Annotated in this window: 14 protein-coding genes; 11 read left to right on the top strand and 3 right to left on the bottom strand. The window is 45.8% G+C overall.

The window, feature by feature from the left end; genetic code table 11:
- The 10 genes from QVP40_RS04440 to QVP40_RS04395 form a co-directional block, all read left to right on the top strand.
- Positions 1-871 (top strand): sugar kinase (locus QVP40_RS04440; protein ID WP_288200321.1); only part of this gene is annotated, 871 nt, incomplete at its 5' end.
- A 151-nt stretch (positions 872-1,022) separates the two neighbouring features.
- On the top strand, positions 1,023-1,823 hold the full coding sequence (locus QVP40_RS04435) for an MBL fold metallo-hydrolase (RefSeq protein WP_022067287.1): 801 nt from the start codon (positions 1,023-1,025) through the stop codon (positions 1,821-1,823).
- Positions 1,824-2,026: 203 nt separating this feature from the next.
- Positions 2,027-3,146, top strand: a protein-coding gene (gene prfB / locus QVP40_RS04430; protein ID WP_390427230.1) for a peptide chain release factor 2 whose coding sequence is annotated in 2 segments (ribosomal slippage) — positions 2,027-2,089 and positions 2,091-3,146 — 1,119 coding nt in all. Because the reading frame shifts where the segments join, the coding sequence is not laid out codon by codon here.
- 170 nt (positions 3,147-3,316) lie between these two features.
- Positions 3,317-3,769: an ACT domain-containing protein gene (locus QVP40_RS04425; protein WP_022067285.1), complete on the top strand. Its 453-nt coding sequence runs from the start codon at positions 3,317-3,319 to the stop codon at positions 3,767-3,769.
- Positions 3,770-3,851: 82 nt separating this feature from the next.
- Positions 3,852-5,066 carry a homoserine dehydrogenase gene (locus QVP40_RS04420; RefSeq protein ID WP_022067284.1) on the top strand — a complete coding sequence of 405 codons (1,215 nt, stop codon included), beginning with the start codon at positions 3,852-3,854 and terminating at the stop codon, positions 5,064-5,066.
- A 92-nt stretch (positions 5,067-5,158) separates the two neighbouring features.
- Entirely contained in the window at positions 5,159-6,370 is a 1,212-nt protein-coding gene (locus tag QVP40_RS04415; protein WP_022067283.1) for a cofactor-independent phosphoglycerate mutase, read from the top strand.
- The gene (locus tag QVP40_RS04410) at positions 6,364-7,572 is read left to right on the top strand and encodes an aspartate kinase (RefSeq protein WP_022067282.1); all 1,209 of its coding nucleotides are present in this window, start codon (positions 6,364-6,366) and stop codon (positions 7,570-7,572) included. Before QVP40_RS04415 ends, QVP40_RS04410 begins: the two co-directional genes overlap by 7 nt.
- Before the next feature lie 174 nt (positions 7,573-7,746).
- On the top strand, positions 7,747-8,970 hold the full coding sequence (locus tag QVP40_RS04405) for a hypothetical protein (protein ID WP_022067281.1): 1,224 nt from the start codon (positions 7,747-7,749) through the stop codon (positions 8,968-8,970).
- A gap of 171 nt (positions 8,971-9,141) precedes the next feature.
- Entirely contained in the window at positions 9,142-9,987 is an 846-nt protein-coding gene (locus QVP40_RS04400; RefSeq protein ID WP_022067280.1) for a DUF975 family protein, read from the top strand.
- Positions 9,988-10,045: 58 nt separating this feature from the next.
- Positions 10,046-12,199 carry a Tex family protein gene (locus QVP40_RS04395; RefSeq protein WP_022067279.1) on the top strand — a complete coding sequence of 718 codons (2,154 nt, stop codon included), beginning with the start codon at positions 10,046-10,048 and terminating at the stop codon, positions 12,197-12,199.
- Between the two features lie 64 nt (positions 12,200-12,263).
- Here QVP40_RS04395 and QVP40_RS04390 read toward each other — a convergent pair whose 3' ends face one another.
- From QVP40_RS04390 to QVP40_RS04380, 3 genes are read right to left on the bottom strand one after another with little or no spacing between them, the layout of a single operon-like run.
- The gene (locus QVP40_RS04390; protein ID WP_022067278.1) at positions 12,264-13,058 is read right to left on the bottom strand and encodes an ABC transporter ATP-binding protein; all 795 of its coding nucleotides are present in this window, start codon (positions 13,056-13,058) and stop codon (positions 12,264-12,266) included.
- On the bottom strand, positions 13,051-13,977 hold the full coding sequence (locus tag QVP40_RS04385) for an ABC transporter permease (RefSeq protein WP_022067277.1): 927 nt from the start codon (positions 13,975-13,977) through the stop codon (positions 13,051-13,053). Before QVP40_RS04385 ends, QVP40_RS04390 begins: the two co-directional genes overlap by 8 nt.
- 15 nt (positions 13,978-13,992) lie before the next feature.
- Complete coding sequence (locus QVP40_RS04380; RefSeq protein ID WP_022067276.1) at positions 13,993-14,958, bottom strand: ABC transporter substrate-binding protein; 966 nt, start codon at positions 14,956-14,958, stop codon at positions 13,993-13,995.
- 368 nt (positions 14,959-15,326) lie between these two features.
- On the opposite strand from QVP40_RS04380, the gene QVP40_RS04375 reads away from it, so the two are divergent.
- Entirely contained in the window at positions 15,327-16,463 is a 1,137-nt protein-coding gene (locus tag QVP40_RS04375) for a BMP family ABC transporter substrate-binding protein (RefSeq protein ID WP_442852281.1), read from the top strand.
- Positions 16,464-16,599 lie beyond the last annotated feature (136 nt).

Raw genomic sequence — 16,599 nt, 5'->3', positions numbered from 1 at the left:
GGAAGATTTTATTCTGCAGGGCGGTGTGGATACTTCTCTTATTAAATGGATGGAAACAGACGGGATCGGAAGAACCTGCCGCAACGGTCTGAACTTTACAGAAAGAGGCTTTGGTATCCGTGGAGCCATCGGCTGCTCTGACCGTGCCAACACAGCTATTTCCAAGGCAACACCTGAGGATTTTGATTTTGAGTATATTTTCGGTGAGCTGGGCGTACGCTGGCTGCATACAGGTGGTATTTACGCAGCACTGTCTGAACAGTCCTGTGAAACTGTTCTGGCAGCTATCAAAACTGCAAAAAAATACGGCACGATTGTTTCTTATGATCTGAATTACCGTCCTTCCATGTGGAGCGCCATCGGCGGTCTGGAAAAGGCGAGAGAGGTCAATCGGGAGATTGCGAAATATGTAGATGTGATGATCGGTAACGAGGAGGACTTTACCGCATGTCTCGGACTTGAGGTAGAGGGCAATGACGCGGAGCTGAAAGAACTGAATCTGGACGGTTACCGTAAGATGATCAATCATGCGGCAGAAATTTATCCAAACTTCAAGGCAGTGGCAACTACACTTCGTGAGGTAAAAACAGCTACCGTCAACGACTGGAGCGCCATCTGCTGGGCAGACGGACAGATTTATCAGTCCAGAGAATATAAGGGACTGGAGATCATGGACCGTGTAGGCGGCGGTGATTCCTTTGCTTCCGGACTGATCTACGGCCTTATGACTACAGGAAATGCAGAAACTGCGGTGAATTACGGTGCTGCTCACGGAGCCCTGGCAATGACAACACCGGGCGATACCACTATGGTAAATAAAAAAGAAGTGGAAGCAGTTATGGGCGGCGCAGGAGCCAGGGTAAAACGATAAGATAAAACAATAAAAAACAAGTGCTGCAGAGCGCCGGTTTCTTCAGAGCAGAAACCGGCGTTTTTCGTTGAAGATTTTCAGGGCCCATGTTAAAATATACATAATTATCATCCGGTATATGGGAAGATTACAGAGAAACGGAGGAGAGCTCATGAAGCTTACAATGCTTGGTACAGGCAACGCACTTGTGACAGAGTGTTACAATACCTGTTTTGTTGTTCAGAATGGAAAACAACATCTGCTTGTGGATGGCGGCGGAGGAAATACTCTGCTGGCTCAGCTGAAGCATGCCGGATTTAACTGGATGGATATGAGAGAGATTTTCGTAACCCATAAGCATGTGGATCATCTTATGGGAATTGTGTGGATGATCCGCATGATCTGTCAGTATATGCGCCAGGGGCAGTATCAGGGTGAGGCATGGATCTACGGACATGACGAGGTAATAGCGATTCTGAAAGAAATGGCAGACAGGCTTCTTTCCGGAAAAGAGACGTGTTTTATAGGGAACAGGCTGCATATGGAAGTGGTCGGAGACGGGGAAGAGCGCACTCTTATAGGGAAAAAGGTGACTTTTTTTGATATTGGCTCCACCAAAGCGAAGCAGTACGGATTCTGCATGGATATGGGAGATGGAGAAAAGCTTACCTGCTGTGGGGACGAGCCCTACAATGAGTGTGAAAGAAACTATGCAGAAAACAGCAAATGGCTCCTTCATGAGGCTTTTTGTCTTTATGACCAGGCAGAGGAGTTTCATCCTTATGAAAAGCATCACTCCACGGCGAAAGATGCCTGTGAGCTGGCAGAAAGTCTGAGGGTGAAAAATCTTATTCTGTACCACACAGAGGATAAAAATATTTCCAGAAGAAAGGAACTGTACACTGCTGAAGGAAAAAAATACTTCCGGGGAAATATTTTTGTTCCGGAGGATCTGGAAACCATTGATCTGTAGACCATTGATCTGCAGATCGCAGCAACAGGAACATTCCGCCGGTCCCTGCGGAATTAAGGTCTGCAGGCAGGAAATATAAAGACTGTCATTTCCGGCTTCTCTTGAAGTTTGGGGCAGGATATGGTATGCTAGGAACACTTGATACGTACCGGTTTTTCGGAACCGGCACTGTCTTGACAAATATAAAGAAAGAAGGTGAAGCTGTGGTTGAGTTAGATCAGTTCAAGAGTATTCTTGCAACATACACAGAACCATTAGTGGAAGTGAGGGATTCACTTTGACCTGGCTAATAAAGAAAAGCGGGTTGAAGAATTAGAGCGCGAGATGGAAGCACCGGATTTCTGGGATGATGCAGAAACATCTCAGAAAAAAATGAAAGAATTAAAAAGCATGAAGGACGACATGGAAACCTATCATAATCTGGTGACGCAGATGGATGATATGGAAACCATGATCGAGATGGGGTACGAAGAAAACGATCCGGATCTGATCCCTGAAATTCAGGAGATGCTGGATGAGTTCCGTACTGATTTTGATAACATCAGAGTAAAAACACTTCTCTCAGGAGAGTATGACAGTGAAAACGCCATTATCAAGCTGAATGCCGGAGCAGGAGGAACGGAGGCCTGCGACTGGTGCGGAATGCTGTACCGTATGTACAGCCGCTGGGTGGACCGCAAAGGTTTTACTATGGAGGTGCTTGATTATCTTGACGGCGATGAGGCAGGTGTAAAATCTGTTACTTTCCAGGTAAACGGAGAGAATGCCTATGGCTATCTGAAATCCGAGAAAGGCGTACACCGTCTTGTGCGGATCTCTCCGTTTAATGCAGCAGGTAAGCGTCAGACTTCTTTTGTATCCTGTGACGTTATGCCGGATATCAAAAAAGACCTGGATGTGGAGATTAATGATGAAGATATCCGTATTGATACCTACCGAAGTAGCGGCGCCGGCGGACAGCATATCAATAAGACCTCTTCTGCCATCCGTATCACACATTTTCCTACAGGAATCGTGGTACAGTGTCAGAACGAGCGTTCTCAGCATATGAACAAGGATAAAGCGATGCAGATGCTGAAAGCAAAACTCTATCTTCTGAAGCAGCAGGAGGCGGAGGAAAAGCTTTCCGGTATCCGGGGAGAGGTAACGGAGATTGGCTGGGGTAATCAGATCCGTTCCTATGTTATGCAGCCATATACTATGGTGAAGGATCACCGTACAAACGAAGAAACCGGAAATGTGGATGCAGTGATGGACGGAGGCATTGATCTGTTTATCAATGCATATCTGAAATGGATCGCTCTGTCAAAGAAAGCGGAGTAATATAGTAATGTTCACAGTAGCTTATGCTCCTCTCTTTATGAGTGCCCTGCAAAAAATACTTGCAGACTGTACTCAGGTGTGATAACATATCCCTCGTAGGAAAACAGGTGTCTTTTTGAAACGGACATCCCTTCGGGGGATATCTTTTTATCACATACAGGAGAAAGGACATGGAAAAAACAACAGAAAAAAATAAATATTATGTAGTAAAAGAAAGGGCGGTTCTTGAAGTACTTTTGAAGGTAGTACAGGCAAAGCGCCTCCTTGATTCGGAAAAGGTCAGTACGGTTCAGGAGGCGGCAGAGCAGACAGGGATCAGCCGCAGTTCTTTTTATAAATATAAGGATGATATTTTTCCTTTTCATGAACAGGCAAGGGGAAAAACAATTACCTTTATTATACAGATGGACGACGAGCCCGGACTTTTGTCCGCAGTTCTTCAGACTATAGCAAAGTTTCACGGAAATATTCTTACCATTCACCAGAGTATTCCCATTAACGGAGTGGCCACGCTGACTTTAAGTGTGGATATCCTTCCGGGAAGGGGAGATGCAGAGGCTATGGTGGAGGATATTGAGAGAACTGAAGGTATTCATTATCTGAAGCTTCAGGGAGGAGAATAGCCGGACCATCGAACAGAAAAGGCTGTTGCGAAGCAGCGTAAAAGCAGAAAACAGCCGGAAGAAACTTATATGGGAGGAAGATATGGTAAATATAGCAGTATTAGGATACGGCACAGTAGGCAGCGGTGTCGTTGAGGTTATCAACACAAACCATAAGAGCATTAATAAAAGGGCCGGCGCAGAGATCAATATTAAATATGTACTGGACCTCAGAGACTTCCCGGGAGATCCTGTTCAGGAGATTCTGGTTCATGATTATGAGATCATTGCCAATGATCCGGAGGTAGATATCGTTGTTGAGGTTATGGGAGGCATTGAACCTGCATATACCTTTGTGAAGCGTGCGCTGGAGGCCGGGAAGAGTGTATGTACCTCTAACAAGGCTCTTGTTGCAAAGCACGGTCCGGAGCTTATGGAAATTGCCCGTCAAAAAGATATTAATTTCCTGTTTGAGGCAAGCTGCGGAGGCGGTATTCCCATTATACGTGCTCTGAATTCCTCTCTTACAGCAGATGAGATCGATGAGATCACCGGAATCCTCAATGGAACAACAAACTATATGCTTTATAAAATGAGCACAGAAGGCTCTGAGTTTGATGCGGTTCTCAAAGAGGCTCAGGAAAAGGGATATGCAGAGGCGGATCCCACAGCGGATGTGGAAGGCTATGATGCATGCCGTAAAATTGCCATTCTTTCCTCACTTGCCTATGGAAAATTCCTTAATTATGAAGAAATTTATACGGAGGGCATTACAAAGGTTACACCGGAAGATATGGAGTATGCGGCAGAGCTGGGAATGACAGTCAAGCTTCTGGCAACCAGCCGTAAGGTAGGAAATGATTCTTTTTATGCGATGGTAGCTCCGTTCCTTCTGGGCAAAAACAGTCCGCTGTACAGCGTCAACGGAGTATTCAACAGTGTGTTTGTACATGGAAATGTTCTTGGCGATGCCATGTTTTATGGAAGCGGCGCAGGCAAGCTGCCAACAGCAAGCGCTGTTGTGGCTGACGTTGTGGACGAGGCAAAACATCTTCACAGAAATATTATGACAAACTGGACCAGCAGACCGCTTCATCTGATGGAGCTGGATCAGGTTGCGGGAAGATTTTTTGTACGGGTAAAAGGAGCTACTGTAGAGCAGGTGGAGGAAGTATTCGGAAAGGTCGAGATCGTTAATCTGAAAAAGCTTCCGGGAGAGTTTGCATTTGTGACTTCTGTGATGAAGCAGGCTGAATATAAAGAAAAAGCAGCCCGTCTGAATGGAAAAGTGGTTTCCATGATTCGTGTAAAAGACTAAGCTGAAGTGCACCTGAGACAACGGGCAGCCGGGAGACAGTACTCAGAAGTGTACCTGAATGTCTGGAAATAACAGGCAGCGAGGAGGTAATTATGAAATATGTTGTGGTTTTGGGAGACGGAATGGCGGACTGGCCAATGGAAAGTCTGAATGGCGGAACACCCCTTTCCTGCGCCGTTACCCCATGTATGGATGAGCTGGCGGGAATGTCCGAAATCGGAACTGTTTCCACCATACCTGAAGGAATGGCACCGGGAAGTGATACGGCAAATCTCTCTGTGATGGGCTATGATCCCAGGAAATATTACACAGGGAGATCTCCTCTGGAGGCTCTGAGCATCGGAGTGGATATGAAGGAAAGCGATGTGGTTTATCGCTGCAATCTTGTGACTTTGACAGAGGAGGATGTTCCTTATGAGGAACAGAGAATTCTGGATCACAGCTCCGGAGAGATCAGTACAGAGGACGCGGCAATTCTTCTCAGAGATGTGTGCCAGGAGCTGAAAAATGAAAACTGCAGTTTTTATGTGGGAACCAGCTATCGTCACTGTCTTGTGTGGGAAAATGGAAAAAATCTGGAGCTTACACCGCCTCATGATGTGCTGACACAGAGGGTCGGAAATTATCTGCCGGAGGATGAAATGCTTTTGTCCATGCAGAAAAAAAGCTATGAGATCCTGAAGGATCATCCGCTGAACCGGAAACGGAAAGAGCAGGGACTGAACCCGGCAAACAGCTTCTGGTTCTGGGGCGCAGGCACAAAGCCCATCCTTACATCTTTTGAGAAGATCTATCACAAAAAGGGAGTGATGATCTCTGCTGTGGATCTTCTGAAGGGAATTGCAGCGGGAGCAGAAATGGACTGCAGGATCGTGGAAGGAGCAAACGGCGGGCTTCATACCAACTATGAAGGGAAAGCCCGGGCTGCGGTAAAGGCTTTGACAGAGGAAGGTTACGATTTTGCGTATATTCATGTGGAAGCGCCGGATGAAATGGGGCATCAGGGAAGCGTTGAACGCAAGATCCAATCCATAGAATATCTTGATCATAGGCTGATACGCCTGGTGAAAGAGGGACTGGACGCAGCGGGAGAGGATTACCGGATGCTGATCCTTCCGGATCATCCTACGCCTGTGAAGGTGCGGACACATGTGGCAGAGCCGGTACCGTATCTTCTTTATGACAGCACAGCTCCCCGGAGCCACAACTGGCATTATAATGAAAAGGAAGCACTGGAAAGCGGAATCAAAGTAGAACACGGCTGGGATATGATGAAATATCTTTTCGGAGGAAAATTATGTTAATTGTAAAAAAATTCGGAGGCACCTCGGTGGCAAATAAAGAACGTATTTTTAATGTTGCCCGCAGGTGTATCGAGGATTATAAAAATGGAAATGATGTAGTAGTGGTGCTTTCTGCAATGGGAAAGTACACAGATGAGCTGATCACCATGGCGCAGGATATCAGTGAAAAGCCGCCAAAGAGAGAAATGGATATGCTTTTTACTATCGGAGAACAGATGTCTGTAGCTCTTATGAGCATGGCAATGGACAGCCTGGGCGTTCCGGCGGTATCCCTGAATGCTTTTCAGGTAGCTATGCATACCACAAGCGTACATGGCAATGCCAGACTGAAACGAATTGATACAGAGCGTATCAGAAGAGAGCTGGACAGCCGTAAGATCGTTGTGGTGACCGGATTCCAGGGGATTGATAAATATGATGATTATACAACTCTGGGAAGAGGAGGATCTGATACCACGGCAGTTGCCCTTGCGGCAGCTCTGCATGCAGATGCCTGTGAGATATATACAGACGTGGACGGAGTTTATACAGCTGATCCCCGTAAAGTGCCGTCAGCAAGAAAGCTGAAAGAAATCACCTATGATGAAATGCTTGATCTGGCAACACTGGGAGCGGGAGTGCTTCACAACCGTTCTGTGGAAATGGCTAAAAAATACGGTGTACCTCTTGTGGTACGTTCAAGTCTGAATACAAGTGAAGGAACTGTTGTAAAGGAGGAAGTAACAGTGGAGAGAATGCTGATCAGTGGAGTTGCCCTTGATACAGAGGCAGTGAGAATTGCAGTAATTGGTCTGAAAGATGTGCCGGGCGTGGCGTTTAAGCTTTTTGATGTTCTTGCAAAGAAAAATATTAACGTTGATGTGATTCTGCAGTCCATCGGACGTGCAGGAACAAAGGACATTTCCTTTACAGTGGACGGAAAGGATCTGGATGAGGCTGTGGCAACTCTGGAAGAACACCAGGCAAGACTGGGATATAAAGAAATCCATTCAGAGAGAAATGTTGCAAAGCTTTCCATCGTAGGAGCCGGTATGATGAGCAATCCGGGCGTGGCGGCAAAAATGTTTGAAAGCCTGTATAATGAAGGGGTAAATATTAACATGATCTCCACTTCAGAGATTCGTGTGACTGTTCTTATTAATGAAAAAGACGGCATCCGGGCAATGAATGCAGTACACGATGCCTTTAATCTGGCAGACTGAAAGAGCAGGAACTGTCTGATCTGCATAGAAGAAAAATCTTCCGATCCTGTTACAGTATATTTTGACATAAAAGACAAAAACATACATGAAACACAGATAAAATTGTGAAAAAATACTGGAAAAAACTTCTGGATTCAGATATAATGGGGAAAATGACCAATGGAGGATCAATCTATGAGGAAAAAGTATTTAGCATTTCTGCTTGCCGGATGCATGACTGCCGGTGTTCCCTCAATGGCTTGGGCGGCAGAACAGACAACAGAAGCGGTTTCGGAAGAAACATCAGGCGGGGAGGCTGCTCCGTCAGAGGAAACAGCAGCGGCTCAGACAGCGCTTGGTACAGATGTTTACAGTTTTCAGGCAGAATATGCAGGTAATCTCATACAGCTTCCTGTGAAATATGAAGATTTTACAGCTCTTGGATGGACGCTCAGTAAAAATGACAGTCCGGATACCATGGTTCCCCCAGGATCATATACAATGGTGACATTTAACAACGGTGAAGCAAGCGTTTATGCAGATATGATGAATTTCGGCATTAATGAGGCGGCTGTTTCCGACTGCCTGGTAGCCGGCATCAAGTTTGACATGAGCTGGGGTGACATTGATCTGACTGCCAATCCGGTGAAGCTTCCGGGCGGTATTTCCATGGGAGTTTCCAATGTGGACGATATTAAAGCAGCATATGGAGAACCAAGCGATACCTATGATTCAGATCTCTATACAAAAATGACTTACCAGAAGGATACCTATGAACGTGTGGAGCTTTATGTTTATAAAGAAACCAATACACTTCTTCAGGCTGATATCAGGAACTTTAAAGAACCGGAAGGTTTCGATAAAGGCAGTGTCAGTACAGAAGTACCGGAGATTGTGACAAATTATCAGACTCCGGCAGCTCTGGGAAGTGATTTTATGGATCCGGAAGTAGAGTTCATGGGAAATCTTTACCGGCTTCCGGCTCCTGTTTCCGCCTTTCTGGATAACGGCTGGGAAATGAAGGATGTGGCAGAGGATGCCTTTGTAGAGGGAGGCGGCCTGGAATTTATTGATATGATGAAAGATAACCAGACCGTGAGTTTTTCCGTTTATAATCTGACAGAAAATGCAACCTCTGTTGAAAACTGCTTTGTGACAGAACTTGATTTTGGCTCCTATGACCCGGAGGTTCTTGCGCTGAAGCTTTCAGAGAATATTACTCTCGGCGCTGATAAGAGTGAACTGATTGCAAAGGCCGGAGAGAGAGGATACCTTTACGAAGACGAAGACAACTATCTTACCATTTATCCTGATAAGGATTCCAAACTGGAACATTCGGTACAGTTCTGGTTTAACGAGGAGGAAAGTACCACAAAGGTTGCAAGTATTACGGTTCATCACGAAATGGACGAAGAATAGTATATCTGGCCGCTTATCTGATCTGATCGGATAAGCGGTTTTCCTGTGGTGAAGAAGAACTGCAGCTTTCATGGGACCGGGACAAAACTTTCGCAAATCGTAAAAAAATATCGACACTTTTATTAATTCGTGCTAAAGTATCTAAATAGCAGAAGAAAGAGAGGGTTGAAAATGATTGGAAACAGACGTTACTGGAAAGCCTGTGCAAAGCAGTTTTTAAGTGGAAAATGGGGAATTGCCATTCTGGCAATGATGGCGGCACCGGCATTAAATACAATAGGAACAATGGCTGCAATTAAACTTTTTCCCGGAGATTCCTTTCTGGCATGGCTTCTGGGAGAAGCTTTTCTGTTTATTGTTTCTCTGCTTTCCATGGTGATCAGTACAGGATATAATTTTATGCTTCTGAACATGGCCCGTGGACGGGAGTACAGATTCGGAAATCTGATCTATATGTTTAAAAAAGGATCAGACGGAGTATTGTCGGCTGCCCTGATCATGGCGCTGATCGATACGGTTCTTATGATTCCCTTTTATTATATGGTAAACATGACTGCTCCGGCAGCAGAGACAATGGAAGCAGTGCTGGAATGGAGTCAGCCGATTATGTACAGTGCGCTGGCAGCAACAGTTCTGGGAGTTGTGATTAAACTTCCCTTTGCTATGGCATTTTATATCCTTGCAGATAATCCGCAGATGAAGGGGAGAGAGGCTCTGAAAAAAAGCGCGTCTCTGATGAAGGGACATATGATGCAGTATCTTGTGCTGCAGATCAGCTTTATTCCTCTGATGTTTCTTTCCATACTGTTTCTGTATGTGGGCTTATTATGGGTAATGCCATATATATACGCCACAAATACTATATTCTATATGGATGTGACCGGAGAGCTGAAAGAAACTCATAAAAAACATATGCATGAGGTGGCAGACTGGATCCCGAAAGAACTGGAAGATACTGCTGCAGATAAAGAGTTACAGGAACAGCGCACAGGAGATGATTATAATTCAGAGGCGTAGATTCTGATAAAAATATTTTCGTAAGAAATAGATGCGAACAAAACAACTGGAGGAAAATATGGATATTATTCAGATAATTACAAAGGAGCTGAGTGTAGAAAAGTGGCAGGTGGAAGCTGCGGTGAAGCTGATCGATGAGGGCTGCACCATTCCGTTTATTTCCCGTTACCGTAAGGAAGCAACAGGTTCCTTAAATGACGAGCAGCTTCGTTCTCTCCATGAGAGACTTCTGTATCTGAGAAATCTGGAAGATAAGAAAAATCAGGTGATCGGAAGTATTGAGGAGCAGGGAAAACTGACGCCGGAGCTGAAAAAACAGATTCTTGAAGCCCAGACACTTGTGGTTGTAGAAGACCTGTACCGTCCGTACAGGCCGAAACGGCGTACCCGGGCTATTATTGCAAGAGAAAAAGGACTGGAGCCGCTGGCAAATATCCTGATGCTCCAGATGACAGATAAAGCGCCTGAAAAAGAGGCGGAAGCTTTTGTATCCGAAGAAAAAGGCGTTGCAGATGTAAAGGCTGCCCTTGACGGAGCAAAAGATATTCTGGCAGAGCATATTTCTGATGAGGCAGATTACAGAATTTATATCCGTAAGCTGACCGCACAGAAGGGAACCGTTGTTTCTTCTGCCAGAAAGCCTGAGGAAAGCTCTGTATACGAGATGTATTATGAGTTTGAGGAGCCGGTGAAAAAACTTGCAGGTCACAGAGTTCTTGCGCTGAACCGTGGAGAAAAAGAAAAGATCCTTACCGTAAAGATCAATGCGCCTGAGGAAGAGATCCTGGGATGGCTTACCCGTCAGGTGATCAAAAAGGACAATCCCAAGACGACTCCTGTTCTGAAAGAGGTTGTGGAGGACAGCTACAAGCGTCTGATCGCTCCGGCCATTGAACGTGAGATCAGAAGTGAGCTTACAGAAAAAGCAGAAGACGGAGCCATTCATGTATTTGGAAAAAATCTGGAGCAGCTTCTTATGCAGCCTCCGATCATGGGCAAGGTGGTTCTGGGATGGGATCCTGCCTTCCGTACCGGATGTAAGCTGGCAGTAGTGGACGCTACGGGAAAGGTCCTGGATACAACAGTGATCTATCCTACAGCTCCTACTTCTGAGGCCAAGATCCGTGCAGCAAAGGACACACTGACAAAGCTGATCAGAAAATATAATATTTCTCTTATCTCTCTGGGCAACGGAACAGCATCCAGAGAGTCAGAACAGATCATTGTGGAGCTTCTGAAGGAGATTCCAGAACAGGTTTCCTATGTGATCACCAACGAGGCAGGAGCTTCTGTATATTCTGCAAGTAAGCTTGCCACAGAGGAATTTCCTAATTTTGATGTGGGGCAGAGAAGCGCGGCTTCCATTGCAAGAAGGCTTCAGGATCCTCTTGCAGAGCTTGTAAAGATCGATCCGAAATCTATTGGCGTGGGACAGTATCAGCATGATATGAACCAGAAGAAGCTGGGAGAAGCTCTTGGCGGAGTGGTAGAGGACTGCGTTAATAAAGTGGGCGTGGATCTTAACACAGCTTCCGCCTCCCTTCTGGAATATATTTCCGGAATCAGTAAAGCCATTGCAAAAAATATCGTGGCATACAGAGAAGAAAACGGCCGTTTTAACAGCAGACGGGAGCTTCTGAAGGTGGCGAAGCTTGGACCGAAAGCATTTGAACAGTGCGCCGGTTTTACCAGGATCACAGGCGGCAAAAATCCTCTTGATTCTACAAGTGTACATCCGGAAAGCTATGAGGCAGCTCAGAAGCTTCTGGAAAAAATGGGATTTACCACTGAGGATATTGCCGGAGGAAAGCTCAGCGGAATTTCCCGTAAGATCAGCGATTATAAAAAACTTTCAGAAGAGCTCGGTGTGGGAGAGATCACACTGAGAGATATTGTGAAAGAGCTGGAAAAACCGGCAAGAGATCCACGTGAGGAGATGCCGAAACCGGTTCTTCGTACCGACGTTCTTGATCTGAAAGATCTGAAAGAGGGAATGATCCTGAAGGGAACAGTCAGAAATGTGATTGACTTCGGAGCCTTTGTGGATATCGGAGTTCATCAGGACGGTCTTGTGCATATTTCAGAGATCAGTGAAAAGTATATCAAGCACCCTCTGGAAGCTGTCAGCGTTGGTGATGTAGTTGACGTCCGCGTACTGGGGGTTGATATGAAGAAAAAACGTATCAGCCTTTCCATGAGAGGGATTAAATAAAAAGATAACATGGATTGAGATAAAAAATGCCTGCACTTCAAATCGAAATGCAGGCGTTTTTTTATCAGCTTAACAGTGCGGAGTCGTTGGAAAATTCCTGACCGCTCGCTTTTTCAAACTGATCCAGAAGATTTCTTACAGTCAGTTTTTTCTTTTCTTCTCCTTCAATATCCAGAATGATCTTTCCTTCCATCATCATGATCAGACGGTTTCCGTGATTGATGGCATCCTGCATATTGTGGGTGATCATCATTGTGGTCAGGTGATCACGGTTGACGATCATATCTGTGATCTCCAGAACCTTTGCTGCGGTTTTTGGATCCAGAGCAGCAGTGTGCTCGTCCAGAAGAAGAAGCTTTGGCTTTTTCAGAGTTGCCATCAGAAGGGTAAGAGCCTGTCTCTGACCTCCTGACAGCAGACCGACCTTGGAGGTAAGTCTGTCTTCAAGACCGAGACCCAGAACTTTCAGAAGCTCCCGGTATTCGTCCCGCTCCTTTCGCGTGATTCCCGGACGGAGAAAACGTGTTTTGCCCCGGCGCTTTGCCAGCGCCAGATTTTCTTCAATTCCCATGGTTGCAGCGGTTCCCGTCATGGGATCCTGGAAAACGCGGCCGAGATATGCGGCTCTTTTATGTTCGGAAAGCCTGGTAACATCAGTGCCGTCAATAAGGATCTGGCCTTCGTCTACCATCCAGGTTCCGGCTACTGCATTCAGCATGGTGGATTTTCCGGCTCCGTTGCCTCCGATCACGGTAACGAAATCTCCCTCCTTTAAGGTAAGGGAAAGTCCGTTAAGGGCCAGTTTTTCATTGATGGTGCCGGGGTTGAAGGTTTTATATAAATTTTTCAGCTCAAGCATTTGTATTACCTCCGCGTTTCATTGGTTTTGCAAAATACTTTGCTTTCCAGTAAGGAACTGCAAGAAAAACAGCAACCACAAGTGCGGACAGAAGCTTCAGAAGATCTGTGTCGATTCCCATCCAGATCACTGCCTGAAGAACCAGGTAGTACAAAATGGAACCAAGAGCCACACTGAAAAGACGGAGCGCAAAGTTGCGGAATATCTTTCCGAAAACAGCCTCTCCGATGATGACGGCTGCCAGACCGATCACAATAGCGCCGCGGCCCATATTCACATCTGCAAAGCCCTGATACTGGGCAAGAAATGCGCTGGAGAGAGCTACAAGGCCATTGGAGATCATAAGTCCCAGAACCTTGGCGAAATCCGTGTTGATGCCCTGAGCTCTGGACATATTTGGATTACAGCCTGTGGCGCGGAGAGAGCAGCCGATTTCCGTTCCGAAAAACCAGTAGAGAACAGCGATCAGGATCACAATAAAAACAGCTACGATCAGAATGGTGTTCTGATAAAAAGGCACGTCCTTTATATTTCTCAGAGATACCAGAAGATCATACTTACTGGAATTGACTGCCTGATTGGCTTTTCCCATGATCTTAAGGTTTACGGAATAAAGTCCAAGCTGAGTCAGGATTCCGGAAAGGATCGCGGGAATTCCCATAACTGTATGGAAGATTCCTGTTGCAAGTCCGGCCAGCATTCCGGCTCCTGTGGCAGCCAGCATGGAAACCCAGATGTTCTGGCCGCTCATCAGCATCATGATGCACACTGCGCCTCCGGTACACATGGTACCGTCAACTGTCAGATCGGCAACATCCAGAATACGGAAGGTGAGATATACGCCGATGGCCATAATGCCCCAGATCAGTCCCTGGGCAGCTGCCCCTGGAAGGGCGTTTATTAAACTCATTATATCCATGGGGAACCTCCTGGCTTATTCTTCAGCAGCGATGGCTTCGTAGTCATCCGGAATTTCAAGCCCAAGCTCTTCGCAGATTTCCGGGTTATATTTTTTGGTGAAGTTCGGTGCGTATTCCACAGGCATTTCTGCAACATCTTCTTCGCCCTTCAGAATCTTTACAGCCATTTTTCCTGTGGCAGTACCGAGATCATAGTAGCTGATAGAAAGAGTGGCAACGCCGCATCCGCTGCAGATACCTTCTTCACCTGCGATTACCGGAACCTTTTCCGGAAGGCAGATATTGTTAATGATCTCAGCATTGGAAGCTGCTGTGTTGTCTGTGGGAACATAGATCACATCGCTTTCGGAAGCCGCTGTGGTGACAACGGAAGAAAGATCGTTGGAATCAGAAAATGCATAATATTCACAGGTATATCCCAGCTTTTCAAGTTCTTCCTTCACAGTGTCCACCTGATACTGGGAGTTGGGTTCAGCAGAGCAGTAGAGAAGTCCTACATTTTTTGCATCCGGGAACAGCTCGTTAAGCATAGCAGCCTGCTGATCAAGAGGCGCAAGGTCGGAAGTGCCGGAAATGTTTGTTCCTACCGTACCGTCGAAATCATCAAGATCCAGAGCAACGCCGTATTCTGTAACAGCAGTGCCCAGTACCGGAATATCTTCAGTTCCTGCGGCTGCTGCCTGAAGAGCGGCAGTTGCATTAGCCAGAATCAGATCCACATCATTAGAAACAAAATTATTGATAATGGTGGAACAGGTATTGGAATCTCCCTGTGCATTCTGCTCATCAAAGGTGACTTTATCGCCGAATTCCTCTGTGAGGGCATCCTTGAATCCCTGTGTGGCCGCGTCAAGAGCCTCATGCTGAACCAGCTGACAGATGCCAACATTATAGGTGTCGTCAGCAGCCATTACAGGTATGCTGCAGGTACCGGCAGCCATTACAGCGGAAAGTGTTAAGGCAAAAATTTCTTTTTTCATAATATATATCCTCCTTTTATTCCATTTGTGTTTAACTGTACAGAGAAAAGATTTACTTCTCTGCTTTTAACTTCTAAAGTATAACGCTTTAATGCTAAGAAGTCAAGCGGATGAACAATAAAGAAAATAGCAGCTTAAAAAATTTAGTTAGCCGAAAAAACAGTTTGAATTTTCTGATTGTATTGACAATTTACGCCATTTTCGGTATGATTAAAGTACTTGCAGAGAGGCGGAACGCAGACGGTGTTGTGCCTCTTTATGTTTCATAAAACATATTCACTGTGTTCCTGCGCAGGCAGGAATACCTATGGGTAAGAATGGAGGAAAAGAGGATGAAAAAAGCATTAGCAGTAGGTCTGGCAGCGGCTATGGCAGTTTCCATGACAGCGCCGGTGTATGCAGAGGGAGACGGCGTTGCAAAAGAAGACCTGAAAGTGGGAATTATTTACATTGGTGACGAAAACGAAGGTTACAGCGCTGCTCATATGGCAGGAATTGATGAGATGGTTGAGAATCTGGGACTGGAAGAAGACCAGGTGATCGAAAAAACTCTGATCGGAGAAAACGAGGCGGCTTATGACGCAGCAGCAGACCTGGCAGACCAGGGATGCCAGATCGTGTTCGCAAACAGCTTTGGTCATGAGACTTATGTTCTGCAGGCAGCAGAAGAATATCCGGAGGTTCAGTTCTGCCATGCAACAGGAACTCAGGCAAAGGCAAGCGGACTTGCAAACATGCACAACTATTTTACAAACATTTATGAATCCCGTTATGTATCCGGTGTTGTTGCCGGACTTAAGCTGAACGAGATGATCGAAGCCGGAGAGATCACAGAAGATCAGGCAAAAATGGGATATGTAGGCGCATTCCCGTATGCAGAGGTTATTTCCGGATATACTTCTTTCTATCTTGGCGCAAAGAGCGTATGCCCTGCAGTTACTATGGAAGTAAAATATACAAACAGCTGGGCAAGCTTTGACCTGGAAAAAGAGTGTGCAGATGCTCTGATCTCTGACGGATGTGTTCTGATCAGTCAGCACGCAGATACAACAGGCGCTCCTACAGCATGTGAGGCAGCAGGCGTTCCATGTGTAGGCTATAACATTGATATGACCTCTGTTGCTCCGAACACAGCTCTTACATCTGCATCCATTAACTGGGGCGTATATTACACCTATGCAGTACAGTGCATGCTGGACGGCACAGAGATCGATGTTGACTGGTGCAAGGGCTTCGCAGAGGGCGCAGACAGACTGACACCACTCAATGAGAAGACTGTAGCAGAAGGAACAGAAGAAAAGGTAAAAGAAGTAGAGGATGCAATTATTGACGGTTCCCTTCATGTATTTGATACTTCTACATTTACAGTTGACGGCAAAGAAGTTACCACATACGAGAAAGATGGAACAGAGTACGTATCTGACGGATATTTCCATGAGTCTGAATTCGGATCTGCTCCGGCATTCGATCTTGCGATCGACGGAATCACTTCTATCGTGGAATAAGGCAGATACACGGCGGAGCTGCTTGTCAGCAGCTCTGCTTTTTTATATGATGGAATACTTTTAACAGCAGGATTCGATTGTATAAAAAAGCAGAGCAATCTGTATATAGTATAAATTTACTGTTCAATGCATCAAA

The organism is Blautia sp. CAG:257, assembly GCF_000433815.1.
Lineage (GTDB): Bacteria > Bacillota > Clostridia > Lachnospirales > Lachnospiraceae > Blautia_A > Blautia_A caecimuris.
Note: the sequence above shows the minus strand (reverse complement) of the source record. Positions and strands in the feature narration are given on the sequence as shown.

Bases quoted from the DNA above. Each gene is read 5' to 3' on its own strand.
- QVP40_RS04435 (WP_022067287.1), top strand. From the start codon at position 1,023: ATGAAGCTTACAATGCTTGGTACAGGCAACGCACTTGTGACAGAGTGT.
- QVP40_RS04425 (WP_022067285.1), top strand. From the start codon at position 3,317: ATGGAAAAAACAACAGAAAAAAATAAATATTATGTAGTAAAAGAAAGG.
- QVP40_RS04420 (WP_022067284.1), top strand. From the start codon at position 3,852: ATGGTAAATATAGCAGTATTAGGATACGGCACAGTAGGCAGCGGTGTC.
- QVP40_RS04415 (WP_022067283.1), top strand. From the start codon at position 5,159: ATGAAATATGTTGTGGTTTTGGGAGACGGAATGGCGGACTGGCCAATG.
- QVP40_RS04410 (WP_022067282.1), top strand. From the start codon at position 6,364: ATGTTAATTGTAAAAAAATTCGGAGGCACCTCGGTGGCAAATAAAGAA.
- QVP40_RS04405 (WP_022067281.1), top strand. From the start codon at position 7,747: ATGAGGAAAAAGTATTTAGCATTTCTGCTTGCCGGATGCATGACTGCC.
- QVP40_RS04400 (WP_022067280.1), top strand. From the start codon at position 9,142: ATGATTGGAAACAGACGTTACTGGAAAGCCTGTGCAAAGCAGTTTTTA.
- QVP40_RS04395 (WP_022067279.1), top strand. From the start codon at position 10,046: ATGGATATTATTCAGATAATTACAAAGGAGCTGAGTGTAGAAAAGTGG.
- QVP40_RS04390 (WP_022067278.1), bottom strand. From the start codon at position 13,058: ATGCTTGAGCTGAAAAATTTATATAAAACCTTCAACCCCGGCACCATC.
- QVP40_RS04385 (WP_022067277.1), bottom strand. From the start codon at position 13,977: ATGGATATAATGAGTTTAATAAACGCCCTTCCAGGGGCAGCTGCCCAG.
- QVP40_RS04380 (WP_022067276.1), bottom strand. From the start codon at position 14,958: ATGAAAAAAGAAATTTTTGCCTTAACACTTTCCGCTGTAATGGCTGCC.
- QVP40_RS04375 (WP_442852281.1), top strand. From the start codon at position 15,327: ATGGCAGTTTCCATGACAGCGCCGGTGTATGCAGAGGGAGACGGCGTT.